Source organism: Mycobacterium sp. (assembly GCF_965229105.1).
GTDB lineage: Bacteria > Actinomycetota > Actinomycetes > Mycobacteriales > Mycobacteriaceae > Mycobacterium.
This window is the reverse complement of the sequence record NZ_OZ245858.1, coordinates 2419562-2443957: the sequence shown is the minus strand read 5'-3', so window position 1 is coordinate 2443957 and position 24396 is coordinate 2419562. Positions and strand designations below refer to the sequence as shown.

The window sequence follows — 24396 nt, the reverse complement described above, 5'->3', positions numbered from 1 at the left end:
TCGGTCACCGAGGTGGTCTTCATCATGACCGCGTTGGGCCGAGAGACCACAGGCGCAGCGCACAGCATGTTCGACGGCGACAGCTCAGGGGTGATTCTCACGGTCGTCATCGCGGCCATCGTGGTCGTCGCGATGGGCAGCGTGGCGAATATCTGGCCGACGCTGCGCTGGTTCGTCGCCGGCGCGGATCCCACCCCGCCACAAGTGCGCTGGGCGATCGGTATCGGGCGGCGCCAGTCGCGGCTGCTGGTGATCACCTGGGTTGCCAGCGGCGCGGTGGTCGTATGGGTCAACCTCGACAGCGCTCTGGCGGTGGCGGTGCTGACCGCGCCCGCGATCTTCTTCGGCGCCACGGCGGCCATCTGTACCGCCCTGTTGCTGACCATGCGCACCCTTCGCCCGATCACGGCTGTTGCCACACCCATCATCGGAACCCGCGACACCGCACCCGGCGTGCTGGCTCGACTGCTGAGCATGTGGGTGTTGTGTTGCGCGCTGCCGAGTTTGGGGATCGCACTGTTGATCGCGACCAGGGCCACCGGCTGGCTGATCGACACATCGGCGTCGGTGGAAGTTCCCGTCCTGGTGCTCTCGCTGGTGGCCGTGTTGTGGGGATTGCGGGCCATCATTCTGGTGTCACGATCGATCTCCGATCCGATCCGCGAGGTCGTCGAGGCGATGACCGAGGTGGAACACGGCCATCTCGAACACACCGTCGATATTTACGAGCAGTCCGAAATCGGGCGGCTGCAAAGCGGATTCAACCGGATGGCGGCCGGGTTGCGAGAGCGGGACAGGCTTCAGGATCTGTTCGGCCGCAACGTCGGCGCCGATGTCGTGCGGCTGCTCGTCGATCGCGACGAGTCGCTTTACCGCGACGTGCGTGAGGTAGCGATCCTCTTCGTCGACCTCACCGGGTCCACCGAATTCGCAGCGAGTCGTCCACCGCAGGAGGTCGCCGACGTTCTCAACGACTTCTTTCAGACCGTTGTCACCGTTGTCGACAGTCACCGCGGGTTCGTCAACAAGTTTCAGGGTGACGCCGCACTCGCGCTGTTCGGGGCGCCGCTGCACAGCACCACTGCCGCAGAGGACGCCCTGGCGACCGCCCGTGAACTCGCCATCGACATGCGTCACCTGCCCGACCTCGATTTCGGGATCGGGGTATCCGCCGGCTCGGTCTTCGCCGGTTTCGTGGGTGCACTGAGCCGATTCGAGTACACCGTGATCGGTGATCCGGTCAACGAAGCGGCCCGGCTGGCGGACCGGGCCAAAGCAGCACCGCAGCGAATCCTGGCCTCCGGTGCGGTCATTGCCCGCGCCGCAGCGACGTCGGAAGCCACTCGCTGGTCCTCGGTGGGCTCGATAATGTTGCGTGGCCGTTCGGCACCGACTGACATCTCAGCGCCAATCGGGCAATGAGATCCACACCTTCACCGGACCAGGTTCTGAAATTACCGCCGGGGCGGTTGAGCCGGCGCCGACCGTCTTACTTCGCGGGCAAGAGCATGTCCTGCCAGGTCTTCGCACCCGAATTGCCCTCGGCCAGATCGGATTGCGTGTACTGCTTACCGTCGGGGCCGACGTAGGTGCCAGTCACTGGATCGTACGGGGCGGCCGGCAGTGCATCGGGCGCCGGGAGCGCGGCGGCCGCAGTCCCTGGCGGCAACTGCGGAATCGCCTGCCCGGACAGAGTGGCGTTCGGATCGCCCTTCCAGTTGAAACCATCGTTGAGCGGCACGTACTGCTCACCGGATTCGCACATCTTCACCGTCGGGGCCCGTTTGCCGATGACCGTCTCACAGGGGATATTGCGCGCACCACGGACATTGAACTGCGAATCCTGTGGCACCCGGCAATACAGATCCCCCGCCGCATGCTCGGGGTAGTCGACCTCAGTGGGGTTGCGCTGCTGCTGCGCCGGGATGAAACCCGTGGTGCAGGGTGGGGGCAGATTGATATTCAGGTTGAAGCTCAAGTACTCGCCACGGTAGGCCTGATTGGTGTTGGCGTTGGCCACGATACCGGCCTGGCTGGCGGAAATGGTTTGCGGAAACAGCACCAACAGCTGTTCGATATCGTCGCGGTAGGTGACACCCACCTGGCCGATACTGACCAGGTTCGCCATCATGATCGGCAACGTGGGCGTCACTCGGTCGATGAATTGCCGGACAGAATCCGCTGCGGCAGGACCATTGGTGAGGATCCCTCGCACGGCCGGATCATGCGTCTGCAGCTGATCTGTCACTGTCGCGATATTTGACGCCCAGGACTGGATGGCCGCCGAGGTGTCGGTCTGCGAATCCAACACCGGTTGCGCCTGGTCGATCAGCGAGATCAACGGGTCCAGGTTCTTCCTGGCATCGATCGCGAGATCGGAGCCGCCTTTGACTATCCGAGACAGCTCCGGCCCGAGACCGCCGACCGCAGTGTAAGACTCGTCGATCACGGTCTTGAGGTTGTCACGCGGGATCGCCTCCAGACCCCTGTTCGCAGCCGTCAGCAGTTTGTTGATATCGGGCGGCACCGAGGTATCGGCCAGTGGGATGACATCGCCGTCACGCAGTGGTGGCGCGTCCGCTGTGCGGGGTAACAACGCGACGTACTGCTCACCGATCGCGGACTGACTGTGCACCTCGGCCTTCAGATCAGAGGGGATGTCGATCCCGGACTTCAGCGACAGCACGGCCTGCACCCCGGTGTGGGTGAGCCCGACCGATTCCACCCGGCCCACCTCGGTACCGCGGTAGGTGACGTTGCCGCCGCTGTAGAGGCCACCGGTCTGCGGCAACTCCATGGTCACCGTGTAGCGCCCGACACCGAAGATCATCGCCGGCAGCTTCATGAAATGCAGTGTCATCAGCCCGACCGCGATGATCGCGATGATCGCGAACAGTGCGAGCTGGATCTTCATCTGCCTGTGCAGTCGCATCTAGGGCCCCTGATCAAAGCGATAGGGCGCGATCAGCGGATTGCCTCCGGTGTACGGGCTGGGGAACTGGCCGATGGTGCGTCCCCACTGCAATTCGAGCTCGGTGAGGTCGCCCTCCCACCGGGTGCCGGTGAAGAAACCGCTGTCGAGACGACTCAAGGTGAGGTCGACGATCGCCGTCAGGTTGGCGTAATCACCGCGTTGCCACTTCTCGATGGTCTCGTTGGGAAACGGGTAGGTGGGGATGAAGCTCAGTGATCTGGTCAGGCTGGGTCCCGCGTTCGCCAACGACTCCAGCACGGGCCCAATGTGTTTGAGTTCCTTGACCAGATTCTCTTTGGACTGGTTGACCGTGTCGACCGTCAGAGCACTGAATTGACCCAGCTTGTCGGCGGCCTCGATCAGATTGTCCTTTTCCTTGTTCAGCTCGGCGAGTGCCTCGGGGATGGTCGCCAGCGCACGATCGAGTACGGGTCGCTTCGCGGCGAACTTGCCGACGAAGTCGTTGAGACTTTCGGTGGCGGCGATGATGTCACCGGTCTGGTCGTTGAGGTCTCTGGTGAAGATGTCCAGCTGCTGGATCATGCTGCGCAGATCGTTCTCGCGACCGCGGAACGCGGTGCTGAATGCCTCGGTGATGTCCTGCACCTGGCCCAGTCCGCCACCGTTGAGGACCATCGACAGCGCGGCCAGTGTCTGTTCGGTACTGGGAAACGCTGCGCCATGCGATAACTCGATAAGCGATCCGTTGTGCAGCCTGCCCTGGGGTGCCTCGTCGGTCGGTGGCGCCAACTCGATGTGCAGAGAGCCCAGCAGGCTGGTCAAGCCGATCTTGGCAATCGCATTCGCGGGTAGGTTCACATCGCCGTTGAGCCGCATGGTGACCAGGGCGTGCCAGCCTTGGCGTTCAATCTTGGTGACGGCGCCGACCTCGACATCGGTGACCCGCACCCGGGAGTTCGGCTGAATATTGTTGACATCCGGCATCTGGGCGGAGATCACAAACGAACCGTCGCCGCCGCCCTGTGTGCCGGGCATCGGCAACGAGTTCAGTCCGCGCCATTGACAACCCGATATCCCAACCAGGACAGCCAGACTCACCAGCATGGCTGGTGAGCGGCGCAGCCACCGTCGAATCACCGGCCACCGCCCGCGGGCACCATCAGGCCGGGCAGACCCGCGGCGGGATCGGTACTCACCGATTGATCTGGAGGGCTTGTCGATTCGGCCGCCAGTGCTGCCGGCAGCTGCGCCGGAGCGGGCGGGACGAAGTCCGGTCGCAACCACGGCTCGCTGTAGGTGACCTCGTTGGGTCGGGCCTCGGCACCGACGAATAAGTTCTCCCCCAGCGGCGGGAAGTTGAACTGGCGGTTCTTCACGATCGGTGCCAGGTACTGGACACAGAGCTTCGACGACTGTTCGGCATTCAACCGGGAGGCGGCCTGGATGGCACCGCAGATGAAGCTGATCGGGTTGGCAAAGTTGTTGACCGCCAAGGCTCCCGTCAAGGACCCGTTGGCCGGCTCGTAGATGCTGTAGAAGTTCGCGATGGTGCTCGGCGCGACGTGCAACGTCTGCTTGATGTCATCGAGGCTGGCGACCAGCGCCGTGCTGATCGAGGCGATTTTATCCGATGTGGTGCCAACCGCCTCGCTGTTATCGGAGGCGAAGTCGTGGACGTCGGTCACCACATCATTGAGGTCCTCGACGGCCTTACCGACCTTCTTCGGATCGTCAGCCATCAACGACGTCACCGACGCCAGGTTGGTGTTCAGTGCCTCAAGCAGGTCGGCGCTGTCATGCAGTGCGCCCACCAACGTGGACAGATTCCGGAAGGTGGTGAAGATATCGTCGCTGTGATCACCGAGGGTGGACAGTGCCTGCGACAGTTTGATCACCGCATCGCGAATGTTTCCCCCCTGCCCACGCAGGTTGTCGGCCGAGGTGTTGACGAGTGACCCGAGGGTGCTGACTCCACCCGGCTCGGTGGGAGCAAGCAATGAGGTGAGCCGCTCCAGCTGGACCCGGAAGTCATCCCATTCCACGGGTACCGCGGTGCGATCGCGGTCGATGACGGCTCCGCTGGCCATGGTGGGGCCGCTGGTGTAGGCGGGCGTGAGTTGGATCGCGCGGCCGGTGACCAGTTGCGGGGACAGGATGACCGCCTTGGCGTCGGCGGGAATCTCGTAGTCCCGATCCACCCAGAAGGTGACCTTCGCGCGGTGGGCTTGCGGTTCGATGGTGTCGATCTTGCCGACCGGGACACCGAGGATACGCACATCATCACCGGCGAACAGGGCGTTGCTGTTGTCGAAGTAGGCGGTCACCCATGTCTTGGCGATGCGCTCTGTGTGCCGGACTACCACGAACAGACCGGCCGCGAGTGTCACCACCAGCACTGCCGCCAAACCGGTTCGTAGCAGACGGTTTCCGCGTATCACTGCTCACCTGGCGCGGGTACGTAGAACGGCGCGGGCGACGGTTGGGGTGTGGACGCGATTCCCGGCGGGGTGGGCGCGGGTGGTCCCGGCGGCGGGCCACCCGGAGGTGGCGCCGGTAGCGGCTCGCGGTACGGATACCGCGGATCGCCGGGGTTGCCGGTGATGGCATCCGGCAGATTCTGCGCAGGGTCGCCACCCTGGCCGGTACGCGGATAGGGCATAGGCAGAGCAGGGGTGCCGGGCTGACCGGTCTCCGGGTCGTCAAGTTGCGACGGTAACAACACATTCGGATCCACGCCAAGGTCGGAGAATGCGGCATCGACGAACGGTTGCACGAACTGTCCGGGCAGCAAATTAGCCACATACGCCTTGAAGAACGGGCCAGACGACACCGATTCACCCAGTGACATGGCGTACCCGTTGAGCAGTGTGACCGCCTTCTGCAGGCGCTCCTTGCGGTTGTCGACGATGGCTAGCACGCCGTTGAGTTTGTCAAGGGCCGGTCTGAGCGCTTCTTTGTTCTCGCCGATGAATGCCTTCAGCTGAACTGAGACAGCGGAGATATTGCTCCAAATATGTTCCATCGCATCGCTTTGCGTGCGCAGCTGGGCCAGCAGCCCGTTGGTATCGCTGACCAGACTCGCCACCTGATTGCTGCGGTCGGCCAGCACTCCGGTCGCCTTGGCCGCATTCGACAACAGGGTGCGCAGTTGGTCATCGCGTTCGTTGATGGTCTGGGCGAACCGGGCCACCCCGGCGATCGCACTCTTCAGATCGGCTGGAGTGTCGGCGAACGTCTGCGCCACCGTCGCCAGCGAATCCGAGAGTTGATTGGTGTCCAGCCCGCTGATCGTGGTGGACAGGTCGGCCAATGCATCGGGTAGCTGGTACGGAGACACAGTGCGATCCAACGGGATCGGGCCATCGAGTTCACCAGCGCCACGAGGCACGACATCGAGCATCTTGGTGCCGAGCAGGCTCTTGGTCTTGATCGAGGCCTCACTGAGGTCACCCATCGTCACGTTCGCATCAACGGTGAAGGTGACCAGGACCCGGTTACCGTCGAGTCCGATACTCGAGACCTTGCCCGCCGGGAAGCCCGATACCTGAACGCCTGCGCCGGTGAATAATCCACCCGCGTCGGCGAAGTACGCGGAATAGGTTTTGCCGTTGTTGAGGAACGGTAATTTCTGGTACTCCAGTGCGCCCACCACGATGACCCCGACGACGGCGGCCCCCACCGCACCGATGATCAACGGACTTCGCTCGGCGAAAGTCTTCATTTGGGGGTGCACCGTCCGGTGTCCTGGCCGACCACCTTGATGTACACCGGTTGACCACCCTTTCCGTTCATCTTGAGCACGACATCACACAGGTAGAAACTGAAGAAATCGCCGTACATGCCTTGCCTGCCGAGAGCCTGATATCGATCGGGGAGCGTATTGAGGATGTTGTCGAAGTACTCGTGATCGGCATCGACGATCGCAGCGGCGCGATCCGCTTCGTGTATCACCTTCGCGACGGGCTGCCGAATGTTTTGCAGCAGATCAGCGATCGAGCCTGCGGCGGCATTGGTGTAGGCCACCGCATTGGAGATATCACCCTTGCGGTCAGCAAGGCCCGCGACCAGTTCTGAGAGCGAGGTGACCGCCTTGTCGAGCCGATCACTCTGGCCACCAAGCGATCCCAGGACCACATTGAGGTTATTGACGACTTCGCCGATCAACTGATCTCGGTCCGCCAGGGTGTTGGTGACCACCGACGCCTGGGCCAGGAAGGACCCGATGGTGGCACCCTGACCCTGCAGCGCGGCCATCAGCTGGCCACTGAGCGCGTTGACCTGATCGGGATTCAGCGCGCGAAACAGTGGGCGAAAGCCGCCGATGACTGAGTCCAGATCCAGCGCGGGCTGGGTCCGGGCCAACGGAATCGTCTGCCCGGCCCCGAGCTTCTTGAGTCCGCCTGCGCCTTCCTCCAGTGCCAGGTAGCGTCCGCCGATCACATTGTCATAGCGGACGGCGGCCTGGGTGCCTTCGGTGAGCACGACCGAGGAATCGGTCGAAAACTCTACCCGCAGAGTGGCATCAGGATTGAACGAGATGTTCTCCACCTTCCCGCTTTCCACACCCGCGATGCGGACCAGGTTGCCGTTCTTCAGACCCGACACATTGGCGAAAACGGCGTAGTACGTGTTGCCGCTGTCGAATCTGAACTGCCCGAAGACACTGAGCAACGCGAAGGCACCCAATGCGCAGACGGTCAGGAAGATCCCGAGCCGCCAGGCGGCGCCGGTGAAGTTGTCCTTCACGACATCGCCTCTCGCCGTGCGTGTGCGCTCATGGTGTGGGTCCCCCGACGTCGGCGGCCGGCGCCGGATCTGCGGGCGGCGGCGCAGGTGGGAGGCCCGGCCACAGCGGCACTCCACCGGGGCCGTACATCGCCGCGCCGTAGGGCGGTGCTCCGGGCGGGACCACTGGGCCCGGCGCGGGTCCTGGCAGGCAAGCTCGAATGCTGGGTGGCTTGGGCACGCCGCGGGTCACCGGGAAGTAGTCGGCCCAACACGGATGGCCGAGACCAGGATTGGGCCTCAGATCGAGCCCGGTGCCGAAACCTGTGTTGGTGATCAGCGAGCGCACCGGGAAGTTCTTCGTCGCATCCGGCAGTGACCCACATCCGGGTGCGCCGCCAGGGCCACCCTTGGCCGCGGTGATCGGCAGGTTCTCCGGATAGCTGTAGGGATCGTTACCCAGCAGCAGACCGACGTCGAGTTGGATCGACTTGCCGTCCTTGCCGCCCCACGCGTCGTAACCACCGTGGTCGAGGAACCATGTGGCCCCCTGCAGGAAGCAGGTGTAGACGGGGTTGTACTTGTACAACAACTCCGTCGTCGGCTCCAAGGTGTTGATGGCGTTGACGATGTTGTCTTTGCTCGCCGCCAACAGAGCAGTGCCAGAATTCGACATCCCGATCGTGTTCAGCAGCAGGGCATCCAGATCTTTCGTGTGATCATTGAGGGTGATGCTCGTCGTGCTCGCGGCGTCGAGGATGGAGACGATGTTCTCCGCGGCAGCGCTATAGGTGTCGTTGAATTTCCCGAACGACCGCCAGTCCGCCCGGATGGTGTCGCTGCGGGAGTTCAGCGCCGTGAGAACGTCGTTCAGGTCTGTGGTCGCCTGACCCATTCGCTCACCCTGACCGCGCACCCCGTCTGCGACCGCGGTCAGCACCGCGTTCAACTTGGCCGGATCGATCATCTGCAGCAGGTTCGCCACGTTCTCGAAGACCGTGTTCACCTCACTGGCGACATTCTGCGAACGGAGCACCGCGCCCGCGGTGATATGGCCAGGGCTCGGATCAGGCGGGAGCGCGAAGTCGACGAACTTCGCCCCAAATGCGGTGCTGGACATGATCTGAGCCGAAACGTTGGCCGGGATGAACTGCACCTGATCGGGATAGAGCTCGAGTTCGAGTCGGGCCTGTACGCCGTCACCGGCGATATCCTTGACCCGGCCCACCTCGACGCCGCGGAGCTTGACCTTGGCGCCGGGCTCCATCACCAGCCCCGAACGCTCGGCGGTCAGCGTCACCGGAACATAGGAATGGTAGACCCCACTGAAAAAGCCCGCCGTCACCATCAGGAACACGACGATTACCGTCAGCAGGATGAGCGTCCACCACGCGGTGTGAATGCGGTTTTCCCCCGGGCGCGACTCCATCGTCAACCCGCCAGGTTGAAGTTGCCGGTCTGGCCGTACACGGCCAGCGAGATCATCACGATTTCGACGGCGGCGACCACCATCGATGTGCGCACCGCGCGCCCGACGGCCTCACCGACGCCTGCCGGGCCGCCCGTCGCGGTGTATCCGTAGTAGGTATGGACCAACATGATCACGACGGTGATCGCGACGGTCTGCGCGAAGGACCAGATCAGATCGGTGGGGCTGAGGAAGGTGTTGAAGTAGTGGTCGTACACGCCCGAGCCCTGCCCGTAGATCACGGTGGTGCCGGCCCGTGCAGCGAAGAACGCCATCATGACCGCGACGCAGTACAGCGGAATAACCACCACGATCCCCGCGACCAGCCTGGTGGCGGCCAGGTAGGTCACACTGCGGATACCGATCACCTCGAGCGCATCGATCTCCTCGTTGATCCGCATGGCACCGAGTTGCGCGGTTGCGCCTGCACCGATGGTCGCCGACAGCGCGACGGCGGTGGTGCCTGGCACGATCAACCTGACGTTGAAGAATGCCGAGGCGAATCCCGTCAGCGCCTCGAATCCGACAGACGCCAGTTGGTTGTATCCCTGCACTGCGACGAGCGCGCCGGTGGTGATTGTCAAAAACCCGACGATCGCGACGGTGCCACCGACGACCGCCAACGCTCCAGTGCCCAAACCCATCTGGGCGATCAGCCTCAGCAGTTCGGTGCGGTAGTGCAGGATCGCGTCCGGGATGGCGCCGAGCGTCTTGGCGTAGAACTGCGTCTGCGCTCCGATTCGGTTCCAACCACTTATCGCGTCATCGACAACGCGGCGTAACCGCGGATGCTGAGCACTGGGTAGGGCCTGGGTCATCGCGTCACCTATGAGACCGTGATTTGGATGCCGACCGCGGTCACGATCACGTTGATGGCGAACAGCACCATGAAGGTGAACACGACGGTCTCGTTGACGGCATTACCGACACCGGCGGGACCGCCGTCGACAGAGATGCCCTTGTAACACGCGATAAGACCCGCAGCGAGCCCGAAAAGCATTGCCTTGGTGAGGGAGACGATCACATCGCCCGCGCTGGTAAGCAGTGTCAGACCGGTGATGAACGCCCCGGGCGAGACGTGCTGGATAAACACGCAGAAGGCGAAGGCACCCGCCAGCCCAACGATGATCACGGTCGCGGACAGCGCCAGCGCGACGGTGGTGGCCGCAAGCACCCGGGGTACCACCAGCGACTGGATCGGATTGATGCCCATCACACGTAACGCGTCGAGTTCGTCTCGGATGGTGCGCGCACCGAGATCGGCGCACATCGCGGTCGCTCCCGCACCGGAGACCACCAGCACCGTCACGATGGGACCAATCTGATTGACCGTGCCGATCGCCGCGCCGGTACCCGAAAAATCGCTTGCGCCAAACTCTTTGAGAAGAATATTGAAGGTGAACACCAATAGCACCGAGTAGGGCATCGTCAGCATCAACGCCGGCACCACCGAGACCCGGGCCACGAACCAGGACTGCAGGACGTACTCACGCCAGGCAAATGGCGGTTTGAACATCGCCACGAACGTGTCCAGCGCCATGGCGAAGAAACCACCAAGCGCACGAACCGGTTTGGTGGCGACGGTTACCGCCGTCGCTGCATCTGTCACCGCGTGGCCCTACCCTCGTACGCACTCGTCGAGCGAACACGGTAGTTCCACATGGGATGCTCCTCCTACCGGTACATGGGCCGTGAACGCATTCGCTCTCGGCTCTGACAGTGACTAGGGCCACAGGGCTGCTGCGGAGGGAACGTACCCCCTTGCGCTACCCGATTTGAACCCCAATGGCCTGCTAATAGCCCCTTTGGAGTAGATAACTGCCTCCTAGGTGTTAGCCCCACACTCACGGCAGGTAAACAGCTGCGACATTGCTGCCCGCCCATAGGCCGCAGTGCCGGGTGCCCACCCGTGGCGAATGGCTGCTGTCCGTGAGATTACGCCGCGCGATCAGATTATGTCCATAGACGATACGCACATTTTGCTGATGATTTCGACTAATTGCCATGCAATGTCGCCACAGTGAAGGAGAATGTACTTTACGAGTATCAGAAGATGCGGCGATAGTGACGCCGGCCGCACACCAAACGCCGGCTCCCGGGTATTGCCAGGCGTGTCTGGCAGGATTTAGGGGTTCCGGCACTGAATCAGGTCAAGGAGGTGAGTGCGACGATGGAGACCTCCCTCGAGGGTGACGTTCCGCCCCCCGTACGGCGTAGACCCAAGGACCGCAAGAATCAGATCCTGGAGCAAGCTGTCGCGCTCTTCATCGAACGCGGCTTCCATTCGGTCAAGCTGGAGGAGATCGCAGAAGCGGCCGGGGTCACCGCGCGTGCGCTCTACCGCCATTACGACAACAAGCAGGCGCTCCTCACCGCGGCGATTCTGGCAAGCCAAGACGAGTACCTCAGCGTCAGCCGACCAGCGGGGCACGACACCGCTGCGGCCGCATCGCCGCTGAGCGCCCAGCTGCCCGACCTCGTGGCCGCAGCCATTGCCACCCGGGCGTTGGCGGTGCTCTGGCAGCGCGAGGCGCGCTATCTCAACGACGCCGACCGGCGCGAGGTCCGACACCGCATCAACGCGATCGTGGCGGGCATCGATGCAGGCGTACGGCTGGAGATACCTGGGCTGAGCCCGCTGCACTACGAGCTCAGGGCGTGGGCCGTGTCGAGCACGCTGACCAGCCTGGGCTTACACAGCCTGACGCTGCCGGGTGACGAACTTGCCGAACTGCTGTCGCGGGCCTGCCTGGCCGCGGCACGAACCCCGCCTACGGCGGCGCTGGATACGCCAGCGCCCGAATATGCGCCGGCCGGCGAGGAACGCGGCCGGTTCTCCCGCCGTGAGACCCTGATGGCGACGGGAGCGCGGTTGTTCCGCGCGCACGGATACCCCGCGGTCAGCACCAGTGAGATCGGCAAAGGTGCCGGGATCGCCGGCCCGGGGTTGTATCGCTCGTTCTCCTCCAAGCAGGCCATTCTGGATGCGCTCATTCGACGGCTCGACGAGTGGTGGAGTATCGAGAGCATCCGGGCATTACGGACCGGCCGGGGACCAGCAGACACCCTGCGCAGGCTCGTCGAAGGGCAGGTCCGCATCAGCCTGGACGACCCGGACCTGGTTGCGGTATCCATCACCGAGTTGCCGCACGCATCCGCCGATGTCAATGAGACGTATGTGAAGAATCGCACCGACCGTGAGGCGCAGTGGATCGATCTGATCAAGACACTGGTCCCGGCGACAAGCACACCGCAGGCGCGACTGCTCGTCGCGGCAGCTGTCAGCTTCATCGAGGACGTGGCGCGCACCTGGCACCTGACCCGCAACGCCGGTGTGGCAGAGGAGATCACCACCCTCGCGTTGTCGATCCTGACCAGCCGAAGCGCGCCAGCCTGAGAAGGCGGGCATGCTCACCACAGTGCGGAACCCGTTCCGCCGTCGGCCATCTGAGCCGTGCCGTTGACCATCGAGGCGTCATCGGACAGCAAAAACGCCACCACGGCCGCCATCTCCTGCGGTCCCGCCAGCCGGCCCTGCAGCCGCTCGATCATCGCGCCCGCGCCGCCGGGGCCCAGTGCCTCGTCGAACATCGTCATCGCCGTCTGCTGCATCGAGGTGTCCACGAATGCAGGGAGCAGTGCATTCGAACGAACATTGGCCGAACGCAATTCGGCGGCCGTGATACGGCTGAGGTGGATGATCCCGGCCTTCGACATCCCATACGCGCCCGAACCACCGGCAGCGAGCTGACCCGCCAACGACGACATGTTGACGATCGCCCCGCCGCCCCGCTCGACCATCCGGGGCGCTGCATGTTTGGTGCACAACCACGCACCGCGAAGGTTGATACCGATCACCCGGTCGAAATCCTCGACCGTCGTGTCCATGATCGAGGCGAAATGCACGACACCCGCGTTGGATACCAGCTTGTCCACGCCGCCGAATGCGCTCACACATGCCGCCACCATCGCGATCACCTGCTGTTCGTCGCTGACATCGACGCGGTGCCCGACCGCACCTCCGCCGATTCTGGCGGCGGCGGAATCGGCTGCGGCGCCGTCGATATCGGCGCACAACACCCTGGCGCCCTCGGCGGCAAGTCGCTCGGCGATGGCCAGACCGATACCCGCGCCTGCTCCGGTCACGATGGCGGCCTTACCCGCCAGGTCAGGATGGCTCATCGCATCACCTCCTTGTCATCCCACGAGTACGCATGGTGCCAGCGCAGACTCGACGGACAGGCCCTGTCCGCGGATCGCCCCGAACATCACCAGTCCGAGCGCAGGCGCGTCCTCGGAAAGCCTGATCGTGTACAGCCCCAGGTCGCGCAGTATCCACGCTGCGGTGTCTGAAATCGCCTCTGACGCTGTGCCACTGTCACTGTCATATAGACCGCAGGCCCTCGGCGATGCGAAGGGGCGCAGGTAGAGGACCACTCCCCCACATCCGGCTGCCATCAACGTCCGTGCCTCGTCGAGTTCGACACCGCATCGGCAACCAACAGAACCGAATACGTCACCGGTGAGGCATTCCACGTGGACGTGCAGCGGTAGCGCCAGACCCGGGTCTGCCGGCCCCACGATGACCGCCAGGTGCTCGCTACCGCCGGAGGCGTCGCGGTACCCGACGACCCGCGAATCGCCACTCCTGGTGGGCATCACCGTCTCGGCAATACGCAGGACCTGCGGTTCGGTGCGCCGCCGGTACGCCGCAAGGTCGGCGATCGACACATGCGCCAGCCCATGGTCATCGGCGAACACCACCGCTTCGGCAGCGCTGGCCATGGCGCTGGGCCGGTCACGGGAGACGATATCGCACAGTGCCCCGGCCTCGGACCGCCTCGCCAGCCGAGCCAGGTCGACGGCGGCTTCAGCGGGTCCGGGCCTGCGGAGCACGCCGCCAGTGCCGGACCGGACGGGTATCACGTGGCCGGGCCGCTGGAAGTCCGACGCACGGGATTCTGGCGCCGCCAGGGCGGCGATCGTGGCGGCCCGGTCGGTCGCCGAGATCCCGGTGCCTGTCCCGCACCAGTCGACAGTGACCCGGTCCGCGCCGGCGCCGGTATCCGCTGGCGCATCAGCGCACATCGGCGGTAGCGCCAAGCGGTCACAGGCGTTGGCGGGCATCGCGATACGCACATAGCCCGAGGTGTGGCGAATGGTGAAGGCCAACAGTTTCGGGGTGGCCGCGGCGGCGGCAAAAACCAGATGCCCCGCGCCGTCGCCCGCGTCGCCAGTCACAGCGTCGCCTGTCACAGCGTTGTCTGTCACGACGACAGGACGCCCGGCCGCCACCGCCGCGATGGCCCGCCTGACCCTGGTATCGGTGGTTCTCACGAACGTAGGCCCCGCAGGAAGTCGAGCAGGAGCCGGTTGGTCTCCTTGGGTTCCTCCTGCTGGATCCAATGCCCGACGCCCGCCACCATGTGGGTGCCGCAGTAGTTCGGCATCACCTCGTGTGCGCGTTCAGTGGCCTGCGCGCCCCAGGTGGTTCCAACGTCGTACTGGCCGCCGATGAACATCGCGGGCGGCGTCAACGGCAAGCCTGCCTGCTCGGCAAGGTCATGCCAGTCGTTGTCGAGATTGTGATAGAAGCTCAGCGGACCGCCGAAGCCGGATCGTTCGAATTCGGCTGTGTAGAAGTCGAGATCAGCATCGGTGAACCAGTCCGGCATCCGCTCGGGGTAGACGAAGGCATCCTTGAGCCGCGCCCCCGCTTCCATACACAGCGGCCCGGCGCGAATCACGTCGATTGGATCCATGGCGTCAAGGTCGACACCGGCCGCGGCCGCAGAAGCGGTGGCCGCGCTCATCGCGTCACCGGAGACGGTGTAGGTCAGACCGAGCAGCCAGCTACGGACATCCTCTTCGATCTCGGCGATGATGCCATCCTGCTCGGAGAAATAGACCTGGTACCAGACCTTTCCAGGGCCGGACAGTTCGCCGTGGTAGTCGTCGGGACGCCGCTCGCCGAACGGACTGCCGGGCAGTCCGATGACACCGCGGCCGGCAAACGGCACGCTGATACCCACCACACCCGCGCACCGTTGCGGATGTAACCAGGCGAAGGTCCAGGCCACCGGTGCACCCCAGTCGTGGCCGATCACCACCGCGTCATCGGCGCCGTAGGCATCCAGCACTCCGAGGATGTCCCCGACCAATTCCTTGATGCGATACGCCGATTGGACCCGATACTTCGACGACTGCCCATAGCCGCGCTGGTCGATTGCCACCACCCGATAGCCTGCCGCCGCAAGCGCCGGAATCTGATGCCGCCAGGAATACCAGGACTCGGGGAATCCGTGGATGAGTATCACCAACGGCCCCTCTCCTTCTTCGACCGCGTGGATCCGGGTACCCCGGCAATTCAACATTCGATGCGTTTGCACCATCGTCGTATCGTCCTTTCAGTCCTGGCCCGCCACCGGGACGGTCTTAGAGCGGCTGGCCCGCCGCAACCTCTTTGACGGTGATCTCATCCGGTGTGCGTGGCTCGTAGTTGCGGGCGATCATCGTCTGCTGCCCGGACAATCTGGTACGCGCCCACTTCCCGAGCACGCGGCCGGCGACCCGTGGTGTCATCAGGGCCGATGGCGGTTTCACCAGATGGACGACCGCGAGGAAAACGCGGTAGGCATCCAGGTCGTCGTGAACGAGTTCCATCACCCGGTCCATGTACCAGGTCAGGACGCCGAAGTAGAACGGCCGCTTCTTGTCCACATCCTTGATCCAGGGAAAGCGCAAGTTCTGCTCGCGGATCACGAACCAGGCGGTATCGGCGGCCTTGCTGATCGCCCGGTAGTAGCGCCGGGGTAAATCCGGATGTGCGGCAGGGTATTTCGCCAACAGCTGCTGTAGTTGTCCGACCTGTTTCAGTGCCAGGGTCATCCCCAGTCCGGACACCGGGTCGGCGCTGGTATAGGAATCGCCGACCGCCACCAACGCACGCGGGAGGTTCCGCTTCTTCTCGTAGTGCAGGCGCAGCATGCTGGGGTAGCGGAAGTTGTAGATCGGCGATGCCGGCTCGAGCCCGTCGAGGTTCTCGCCGATCACCGGCGACGGCATCAAGTTGGCGAACTCGCGGAATTCGCGCGCGGTCCGCGGCGGTGCATAGCAGTTATAGGCCACCAACGAGGTGGACAGGATGGTGCGTGAGCTGTCGGTGTAGTACTGCGCGGCGTAGGTGTCTTCATTTGGCCGGTAGGCGTAACAGATCACCATCACCTTGTCCTGCCACTGCCGCTCAGCAGGCACCCGGTGCTGCATCGTCGAGTAGAAACAGTTGATGATGTCCTGTTCGATCTCGGGGGCGCCGATACCGATTCGGTCCAGAAACTCCGGCACCCTGGTGTTCTTACCCGAGGCGTCGACGACGAATTCGGCGGGTACGACTTCCAGTGCCGTGGCATCGGATCCGGCCTGACCACGCTCGACGGCGACCCCGACCACGGTGTTGTCGGTACGGTCGTAGACCAGGTCGGCCACGTCCGACTCGTAGCGGAAGCTGATCCTCGGCTCGTCGTCGAGGCGACGCCGGACACACCATTCGAGCAGCGGTCGTCCGGCGCAGACAATCTGAATATCACTGGTGCCGGGCTTCTTCCAGGTACCACCGAGCCGGATACGGTACTGCGCGGCCATATCGACTTTGAATGCCCCCTCGCGGACCATATCGTCGATGATGCCGGGAAAGATGCGGTCCAATTCGATCTGTCCTGCGGTGAGCAGATGGTGCAGGTGCCAGCCCTGCGCGGCGCCGGGTCTGCCCTCACGGCGCGGATGCCTACCGTCCTTCTCCAGAACGATGACGCGCTCGAAGGATTCGCTGAGCACCTTGGCCGCGGCGATGCCGGCGATGCTGCCGCCGATGACGACCGCCGTCCGCCTGCCATCGCGGCGTACCTGTGGCAGGTCGATCGCGGTGTAGTCCAGCTGCGCCGGGACGCGGCGGCGGGCGGCGCCGCTGGGGACAAACTTCTCGTAATACAGGCCGACCCGATGGACACCGTGTTCTTCCAGCCACGTCCTGGTGGCTTCGACCATCGCGGCAGGACCGCAGAGATAGATATCGACGTCACCGCCGTTGAGCTGATGTTCGTCCAACAGATCGGTCACGAATCCGACTCGCCCAGACCAGTTCTCATCCGGCTGGGCGACGATGACCTGCACCTGTAGACCCGGTACCACCCGTTCGAGTTCGGCCAGCGCCTCGGACTTACACAGGTCTGCGTAGCTGGTCACCCCATACAGGAGGTGGACGGGTTGCGCAGAAGCGAAATCGGGATCCGCCGCGAGGCTCTGGGCCATCGCCAGGATCGCGGACAGCCCGGTGCCGCCAGCTACCAGGACAACCGGCCGCACCAACTGGCGCAGGTAGAAACCGCCCTTGCTGCATCGCAGCGCGATACGGTCGCCCACCGCGGCACGCTCACGCAGATAGTCCGACATCACCCCGGTCGGCAGCAGCCGGATGATGAATTCCAGCTCATCGCGACCATCGGCCGGATGCGCATAGGAGTAGTTGCGCCATGACGCCGTTCCGGGAACCTGGAGCTGCGCGAACTGGCCGGCTTTGTAGACCAAGGGGCCTGCCATGGCCGAAACATCCAGTCGCAGAATGACAGTGGTCGGCGAGACGTGTTCAACGCCGGTCACCACCCCGGTCCCCGTGCTCAGATGCGCCGCATTGTCATCCGCTGGATACTGCAGTTGGATCAGACAGTCGGATTGAGCGAAGGTCTGACACGTCAGGACCTTTCGCTCCGCCCGCTCCACATCGGACAGGCCTTCGGTGCGGCCCATCTCGTAGTCGCCTACCGCACAGGTGGCGACGCAGGTGCCGCAGATTCCGCTTTGGCATTCGTTGACTATCGCGATGCCATGCTCCTCCGCGGCCGCCAGAATCGACTGATCCGGCTCGACGGGCATCTGCTTCTGCGTCCCGTCCAGGTAGCGGACGGTGACCTGATGTTCCATCACGGAGATTGTCCTTTCACACTGGTATCGCGTCGTCAGACGAGTGCTATTCCTGCCGGCTTCTTGGCGAGTCGGGCGTTCAGACGTGGCATCACTTCTTCGGCCAGCAGGCGCATGGATTCTTTCCACGGTCCCGGGTTGTCGCTGTAGTCGAAGCCGAGGGTGAGCAGATGTCCGAAACCGCCGACCTGGTCATAGGTGGCTTCGAGTTTGTCGACGACGGTCTCGACAGATCCGACGACGAAGGTGTTCTCGGCGAGGTATTCGGGGGTGACATCGGCGTCGGGCACGTCGGAGTTGTGTTTGTAGAACTTGGTCATGCCGAACATCTTGAAAGTGGGCAGGACGTACTCGCGCATGTTGCGGCCCATCATCCCGTCGACAGCCAGCCGGAATGCCTGCTCGTCGGTTTCGGCGACGAAGACCTCACGCACCAGGCGCCAGTCCCTGCGGTCAGGGGTACGGCCGCTGCGGGCGGCACCTTCGAGGACCGCATCCCAGTGGGTGGCGACGTATTCGGCGTTGAGGTCGAGGCTCATCGGCAGATAGCCACGCTCACCGGCGAGCTTCAGCGTCTCCGAGCCCGCACTGAATCCCGTCACACCAATCGGTGGATGAGGTTTCTGGAACGGTTTGATGTGGCGTCTCATCAAGCCGTCGAACATCGGCGCAATACCGTTGGCGTTCCAGTACTTTCCGCGATGCTCCCACGGCTGGTCCTCGGTCCAGATGCGCAGCATGATCTCCAGAGCTTCCCGGGTCATATCGCGGTGCTCACCGTTCTTACCGTCCACGTCGAACAGCGCCCAGTCTCCCGGAATGCCGCTGGCGCCTACGCCCAGCATGAACCGGCCCTGAGCGAGATGGTCGAAATAGGCCACGCGGTGCGCCAATTCGACCGGATGGTGATAGGGCAACAGATGCGCACCCGGGGCCAGCTTGATGGTCGTGGTCCGCAACAACGCCTGGGCCAGAAGTAGATCCGGAGCGCAGATCGGCTCCCACGGCACGGTGAAGTGCTCACCGACCCAGGCCTCGACGTAGCCGAGTTGGTCGGCCAACTCGATGATCTCCAGATCCCACTGCGTCGCGTCGAAAAGGCTTCGCTCCGGCGGATGCGCCGGCATCAAGAACAGCCCGATCTCCATCGTCAACACTCCTCAGTCCTAGTCGGATCCTCGTGCTTACCAGTAATGTACAACACAGTACTAGCAAGATACATCGTTCGGACGCAAGTGGCAGTTTTCTAGGCATTTAGCCTTACTTTGGTTTCAAGTTATGCGTATCGTTGATGGACATAAAGTGTTTGACGGACATCCCGGCACACGCGTCGTCGGGGGTCAGAGGGGAGTTCCACGTGCACTATCACCAGCCTGATCTTGCAACTGAGTTCGCGCCGGATTGCCGACCTGGGTGCGTGCCGGATTTTCGATACATCGGGTACCAAGTCATCGACGACGGCCGGATCGCGGTCATCACGCTCGACCGTCCCAAACAGCACAATGCGCAGAACCGCGGCCTGCTGGTAGAGCTCGGTGCTGCCTTCGAGCTCGCCGAAACAGACGACACCGTCCGGGTCGTCATCCTGCGCGGGGCAGGACAATCGTTCTCTGCCGGACATGACCTCGGCTCGTCAGATGACATCCGCGAACGCACACCGGGACCGGATCAGCACCCGACCTACGGGTGCAACGGTGCAACCCTGGGCGGGGTCGAGTCACGGTATCGGCAGGAATGGCACTACTTCTTCGAGAACACCAAGCGGTGGCGAAATCTCCGCAAGGTGACCGTCGCCGAGGTACACGGCAAGGTGCTGTCGGCCGGCCTGATGCTGGCATGGTGCTGCGATCTGATCGTCGCAGCCGAGGACACCGTCTTCGCCGACGTGGTGGGCACCCGACTCGGTATGTGCGGGGTGGAGTACTTCGGCCACCCCTGGGAGTTCGGGCCGCGCAAGGCGAAGGAGCTGCTGTTCACCGGTGACTCACTGGGTGCGGACGAGGCACACCGGCTCGGCATGGTGAGCAAGGTCTTCCCCGAGCAGGAGTTATCGGCGCAAACCGTCGAGTTCGCGCGTCGAATCGCCAAATTACCGACGATCGCCGCCCTGTTGATCAAAGATTCGGTGAACAAGACCGTCGACGCCATGGGTTTCACCGCCGCACTCGACACCTGCTTCGGACTCCATCAGCTCAACCACGCGCATTGGAGTGAGGTCACCGGCGGAGCGCTGTCCTATGGCACCGTCGAGAACGGACTGGAGGACTGGCGTCTTGCGCCGGATATCCTGCCCGCCACCAAGCACCGCCCCTGAGGCGGTCCCGGCCCCTGAAAGGCGACGCAACGTTGGACGTCGATTACCCACCCGAGGCGGAGACCTTCCGAGCGCACATCCGGGCGTTTCTCGCCGAACACCTCCCAGCGGACTGGTCCGGTGCCGGGGCGCTTCCGTCTGCTGACCGAGAGGTGTTTGCGCGACAATGGCGCCAGAGCCTGGCGGCCGGCGGCCTGGTCGCCGTCTCCTGGCCCACCGAGTTCGGCGGCGGCGGATTGTCGGCCATTGAACAGGTCGTTCTGGCCGAGGAATTCGCTCTGGCCGGCGCACCAGCCAGGGCTGAGAACGACGGATTCGGAATCGACCTGCTAGGCAACACCTTGATCGCGTTCGGATCGCAGGACCAGAAGGAGTACTTCCTGCCACGCATTCTCAGTGGCGAAGACCGCTGGTGCCAAGGCTTCTCCGAACCGGACGCCGGCTCCGACCTGGCGTCGGTGCGCACCAGAGCCGCACTCGATGACGACGAGTGGGTGATCAACGGGCAGAAGATCTGGACATCCGCCGGTTCAACGGCGAACTGGATCTTCGTGTTGGCCCGTACCGATCCAGCGGCACCGAAGCACAAAGGCATCTCGTTGCTGCTGGTCCCGATGGACCAACCGGGTGTGGTGGTCCGGCCGATCGTCAACGCGGCCGGACACGACGCCTTCAACGAGGTCTTCTTCACCGAGGCCCGCACGGCGGCGGCCAATATCGTCGGCAAACCCGGTGACGGGTGGCCCATCGCGATGGCCTTGCTCGGCTTCGAGCGCGGATCGCAGGTCACCACGGGGGCCATCGAATTCGGCAGGGATCTGGACCGACTGGCCGAACTCGCCACCGAACGGGGCCTCACCACCGATCCTCGTGTCCGAGATGGCTTGGCGTGGTGCTATTCCCGGGTCCAGATCATGCGCTACCGGGGATACCGCGGACTGACCGCACTGCTCAACGGCGAACGACCAGGAGCCGACGCGGCCATCTCCAAAGTCATCTGGAGCGAATACTTTCGGCGCTACACCGATCTCGCCGCCGATATCCTCGGGCTCGAGGCGCTGTATCCGCAAGGGGCCGGAAACGGCGGCGCGCTCATGGTTGCCGAGGCTGGGACGCCGAACACCGCCGCCTGTTGGATGGACGAGTTGCTCTATGCGCGCGCGGCGACCATCTACGCGGGCAGCTCACAGATCCAGCGCAACGTGATCGGAGAACAACTCTTGGGCCTGCCCAAAGAACCCAAGGCACCGTCAGTTGCCGGGAGCGGGAGCTGAGATGGATTTCCGCTACAGCACCGAACAGGACGCGTTCCGCGCGTCACTGCGGAGTTTCCTCACACACCAGGCCCCGTCGACGCGGGTGCGCGAGGTGAGTGCACAGAACGGTCACGACAACGAGCTGTGGCGTCGACTGTGCGCCGAATTGGACCTGTCGGGTCTGCACGTTCCGACGGAGTGCGGCGGGGCGGGTGCGACGCTGTCCGAAACGGCGATCGCCTTCGCCGAACTCGGCCGTGCGCTCACACCGGTTCCGATGGCCGCCAATACATTTGCCATCGAGGCGATCCTGCGCCTAGGCGATGAAGGCCAGCGTCAACGGTTCCTTCCTCCCCTGCTGTCCGGCATACAGATCGGAGCCTTCGCCTCCGTTGGGGCCGACACTGCCTCAGCATCGACCATCCGGGCCGAATACCACGGTGGCGATACCGTCCTCACCGGTGACGCCTGCCCTGTCCTCCACGGCCACGTCGCGGATGTCGTCGTGGTGCCCGCGCACCACGACGGCACTATCGCCCTATACGTGGTGTCCGCGCACGCTCCTGGGGTGAGCGTCACCCGGTTGCCCTCATTCGACACGACCCGCCCCGTCGCGAGAATCCAACTGGCGCAGGCCAAGGCCGAACTACTGGGGGCGGGGACAACCGACGATATCGAGCGGGTGCGCGATGTGGCGCGGGTGCTGTTGGCCGCCGAGATGCTCGGTGGCGCCGAGGCGTGCCTGGCGATGGCCGTCGACTACGCCGGCCACCGGCGCCAATTCGACCGGCCGATCGGCTCGTTTCAGGCGGTCAAACATACCTGCGCCGAGATGATGATCGAGATCGATGCGACGCAGGCGGTGGTGATGTACGCCGGGATGACTGCCGGTGAACCAACCGAATTGGCGATCACCGGACCGTTGGCGAAGGCGCAGGCCGCTGACACCTATCTGCTGAGCGCTGGCTCGGCCATCCAGGTGCACGGCGGTATCGGCTTCACCTGGGAACACGATTTACACCTGCACTTCCGCCGGGCCAGGTCCACCGCGGCGCTCTTCGGTGGCAGCGCCGGCCAGCGCGCACTGCTCGCCGACCGGGTGGGATTCTGATGATTCCCGCACAGATCGCCTCCACCGCAGAATCTTTCGAACAGGGCATCACTCTCAGCGACGTGTTGTCCCGACATGCCAGAGTCCGTCCTGACACGATTGCGTTCGTCGATCCCCACCGCCGGGCCAGCTTCGGCGCCATGGACGACCGGGTCACGCGGCTGGCGAACGCCCTGGCCGCACGCGGGGTGTGTCGTGGCGATCGAGTCGCCGTGCTCGGAGTGAACAGCCTCGAACTCATCGAAGCCTGGATCGCGGCACTGCGCCTCGGCGCCATTGCCGTGCCGGTGAACTTCCGCCTGGCCGTCGACGAGATCGCTTTTGTGCTCGCCGACAGCGGCGCTACCGCAGTGGTGGTCGACCTGGCGCTTGAACCTGTCGTCGCCCAGGCCCGGACGAAGGCGCCCTCAGTCCACACGGTCGTGACGATCGGCGGTGATCTGGACGCCGTCATCGCGCGCGCTGATGGCGCGCCGATTCACCTCGATAGCGACGACAATGCACCGGCATTCATCATGTACACCTCTGGCACCACCGGGTTCCCCAAGGGTGCGGTACTGACCCACCGCAATCTCTATCTGCACGCCTTCAGTTCGATCGCCACGCTCGGGCACCGCGCCGACGACGACTGTTGGATGGGGGTGGCACCGCTGTTCCACACTGCTGGCGTATCCGGAATGCTGCCGATGTTCCTGTGCGGCAACAGGGTCGTCATTCCGCCGTCGGGCGGGTTCGATCCCGCTGCGGTGATGCGGACGATCGCCGACGAGCAGGTCACCTCGTGTTGGATGACACCTGCACAGTGGCAACTCGTCTGTGCCCTGCCGGATCTTGGCGCTCACGATGTGACCCGATTGCGGAGGATCTGGTGGGGGGCCGCACCAGCGTCGACGACACTGCTGCGCGCGATGATCGACGCGTTCGGTCATACCGAGATCGTCGCCGCCTTCGGGCAGACCGAGTGCAGCCCGATTACCTGTCTGCTCCACGGTGGCGACGCGATCCGCAAGATCGGCTCGGTAGGTACCCCGATGCTCAATGTCGAGGTCCGTATCGTCGACGACGAGGGCAACGATGTCGCACCCGGCGATATCGGTGAGATCGTCTACCTCGGACCGCTGGTGATGACGGGGTATTGGAATCAGCCACAGGAAACCGCCGAGGCGTTTCGCGGGGGCTGGTTCCACTCCGGTGACCTCGTCCGCCAGGACGAGGACGGGTTCATCTACGTCGTCGACCGCAAGAAAGACATGATCATCTCCGGCGGCGAGAATATCTACAGCGCCGAGGTGGAGAACGTCCTGGCCGCGCACGCGAAGGTCGTCGAGGTCGCGATTATCGGTGTGCCTCATCCGAAATGGGGTGAGACTCCGTTGGCGGTGATCGTGCCACGCGATAGCGCTGACCCGCCAAGTCACGCCGAGATCGAAACGCACTGCCGTGCGCACCTTGCGCACTACAAGCGTCCACGACACATCGCAGTCGTGGATGCGCTGCCCCGCAACGCGGCGGGCAAGGTGCTCAAGAACGTCCTACGGGACCGCTACGCGTCCGAGCGGGTAGTCGAAGCGACACCGTGAGCCTGCGTTACCCGGGTACCTCTACGCTCAG

The 24396-nt window shown here is 63.9% G+C and carries 19 protein-coding genes; 6 read left to right on the top strand and 13 right to left on the bottom strand.

Annotated elements, in window-relative coordinates; all coding sequences use genetic code 11:
- The first annotated feature begins 24 nt into the window (after positions 1-24).
- On the top strand, positions 25-1422 hold the full coding sequence (locus ADBZ9O_RS11720) for an adenylate/guanylate cyclase domain-containing protein (RefSeq protein ID WP_526533085.1): 1398 nt from the start codon (positions 25-27) through the stop codon (positions 1420-1422).
- Positions 1423-1489: 67 nt separating this feature from the next.
- Here the strand turns inward: ADBZ9O_RS11720 and ADBZ9O_RS11715 are convergent, their stop codons facing one another.
- Genes ADBZ9O_RS11715 through ADBZ9O_RS11680 form a run of 8 tightly spaced genes read right to left on the bottom strand, consistent with a single transcriptional unit; the run spans position 1490 to position 10668 of the window.
- A complete protein-coding gene (locus tag ADBZ9O_RS11715) occupies positions 1490-2932 on the bottom strand; it encodes an MCE family protein (protein ID WP_526531331.1) in 1443 nt (480 codons plus the stop codon).
- Positions 2933-4039, bottom strand: a complete 1107-nt coding sequence (locus tag ADBZ9O_RS11710) for a virulence factor Mce family protein (protein ID WP_526533083.1) — start codon at positions 4037-4039, stop codon at positions 2933-2935.
- Positions 4040-4068: 29 nt separating this feature from the next.
- Positions 4069-5373 carry an MCE family protein gene (locus ADBZ9O_RS11705; protein WP_526531328.1) on the bottom strand — a complete coding sequence of 435 codons (1305 nt, stop codon included), beginning with the start codon at positions 5371-5373 and terminating at the stop codon, positions 4069-4071.
- Positions 5370-6656 (bottom strand): MCE family protein, encoded by a 1287-nt coding sequence (locus ADBZ9O_RS11700; RefSeq protein WP_526531326.1) that lies wholly within the window; start codon positions 6654-6656, stop codon positions 5370-5372. Before ADBZ9O_RS11700 ends, ADBZ9O_RS11705 begins: the two co-directional genes overlap by 4 nt.
- Complete coding sequence (locus ADBZ9O_RS11695) at positions 6653-7681, bottom strand: MCE family protein (RefSeq protein ID WP_526531324.1); 1029 nt, start codon at positions 7679-7681, stop codon at positions 6653-6655. The genes ADBZ9O_RS11700 and ADBZ9O_RS11695 overlap by 4 nt, the downstream gene beginning before the upstream one ends.
- A 28-nt stretch (positions 7682-7709) precedes the next feature.
- Positions 7710-9089: an MCE family protein gene (locus ADBZ9O_RS11690; RefSeq protein ID WP_526533081.1), complete on the bottom strand. Its 1380-nt coding sequence runs from the start codon at positions 9087-9089 to the stop codon at positions 7710-7712.
- Positions 9090-9091: 2 nt separating this feature from the next.
- On the bottom strand, positions 9092-9946 hold the full coding sequence (locus ADBZ9O_RS11685) for an MlaE family ABC transporter permease (RefSeq protein WP_526531322.1): 855 nt from the start codon (positions 9944-9946) through the stop codon (positions 9092-9094).
- Between the two features lie 8 nt (positions 9947-9954).
- Positions 9955-10668 carry an MlaE family ABC transporter permease gene (locus tag ADBZ9O_RS11680; RefSeq protein WP_526533079.1) on the bottom strand — a complete coding sequence of 238 codons (714 nt, stop codon included), beginning with the start codon at positions 10666-10668 and terminating at the stop codon, positions 9955-9957.
- A 630-nt stretch (positions 10669-11298) separates the two neighbouring features.
- Between ADBZ9O_RS11680 and ADBZ9O_RS11675 the strand changes: the two genes are divergently transcribed.
- Positions 11299-12525, top strand: coding sequence for a TetR/AcrR family transcriptional regulator (locus tag ADBZ9O_RS11675; RefSeq protein WP_526531320.1), 1227 nt, complete (start codon positions 11299-11301; stop codon positions 12523-12525).
- Between the two features lie 14 nt (positions 12526-12539).
- Here the strand turns inward: ADBZ9O_RS11675 and ADBZ9O_RS11670 are convergent, their stop codons facing one another.
- From ADBZ9O_RS11670 to ADBZ9O_RS11650, 5 genes are read right to left on the bottom strand one after another with little or no spacing between them, the layout of a single operon-like run.
- A complete protein-coding gene (locus ADBZ9O_RS11670; protein ID WP_526531318.1) occupies positions 12540-13310 on the bottom strand; it encodes an SDR family oxidoreductase in 771 nt (256 codons plus the stop codon).
- A gap of 15 nt (positions 13311-13325) precedes the next feature.
- Complete coding sequence (locus ADBZ9O_RS11665; RefSeq protein WP_526531316.1) at positions 13326-14465, bottom strand: 3,4-dihydroxy-2-butanone-4-phosphate synthase; 1140 nt, start codon at positions 14463-14465, stop codon at positions 13326-13328.
- Positions 14462-15520 (bottom strand): alpha/beta fold hydrolase, encoded by a 1059-nt coding sequence (locus ADBZ9O_RS11660; protein WP_526531314.1) that lies wholly within the window; start codon positions 15518-15520, stop codon positions 14462-14464. The genes ADBZ9O_RS11665 and ADBZ9O_RS11660 overlap by 4 nt, the downstream gene beginning before the upstream one ends.
- A 43-nt stretch (positions 15521-15563) precedes the next feature.
- Positions 15564-18104, bottom strand: a complete 2541-nt coding sequence (locus ADBZ9O_RS11655; RefSeq protein WP_526531312.1) for a 2Fe-2S iron-sulfur cluster-binding protein — start codon at positions 18102-18104, stop codon at positions 15564-15566.
- 35 nt (positions 18105-18139) lie between these two features.
- Positions 18140-19252: an LLM class flavin-dependent oxidoreductase gene (locus ADBZ9O_RS11650; RefSeq protein WP_526531310.1), complete on the bottom strand. Its 1113-nt coding sequence runs from the start codon at positions 19250-19252 to the stop codon at positions 18140-18142.
- Between the two features lie 269 nt (positions 19253-19521).
- Here ADBZ9O_RS11650 and ADBZ9O_RS11645 point away from each other — a divergent pair, with 269 nt between their 5' ends.
- Genes ADBZ9O_RS11645 through ADBZ9O_RS11630 form a run of 4 tightly spaced genes read left to right on the top strand, consistent with a single transcriptional unit; the run spans position 19522 to position 24365 of the window.
- Positions 19522-20418 carry an enoyl-CoA hydratase/isomerase family protein gene (locus ADBZ9O_RS11645; protein ID WP_526531308.1) on the top strand — a complete coding sequence of 299 codons (897 nt, stop codon included), beginning with the start codon at positions 19522-19524 and terminating at the stop codon, positions 20416-20418.
- A gap of 32 nt (positions 20419-20450) precedes the next feature.
- Positions 20451-21692 carry an acyl-CoA dehydrogenase gene (locus ADBZ9O_RS11640; RefSeq protein ID WP_526531306.1) on the top strand — a complete coding sequence of 414 codons (1242 nt, stop codon included), beginning with the start codon at positions 20451-20453 and terminating at the stop codon, positions 21690-21692.
- Position 21693: 1 nt separating this feature from the next.
- Entirely contained in the window at positions 21694-22785 is a 1092-nt protein-coding gene (locus ADBZ9O_RS11635) for an acyl-CoA dehydrogenase family protein (RefSeq protein ID WP_526531304.1), read from the top strand.
- Positions 22785-24365, top strand: coding sequence for an acyl-CoA synthetase (locus tag ADBZ9O_RS11630; protein ID WP_526531302.1), 1581 nt, complete (start codon positions 22785-22787; stop codon positions 24363-24365). The genes ADBZ9O_RS11635 and ADBZ9O_RS11630 overlap by 1 nt, the downstream gene beginning before the upstream one ends.
- Positions 24366-24396 lie beyond the last annotated feature (31 nt).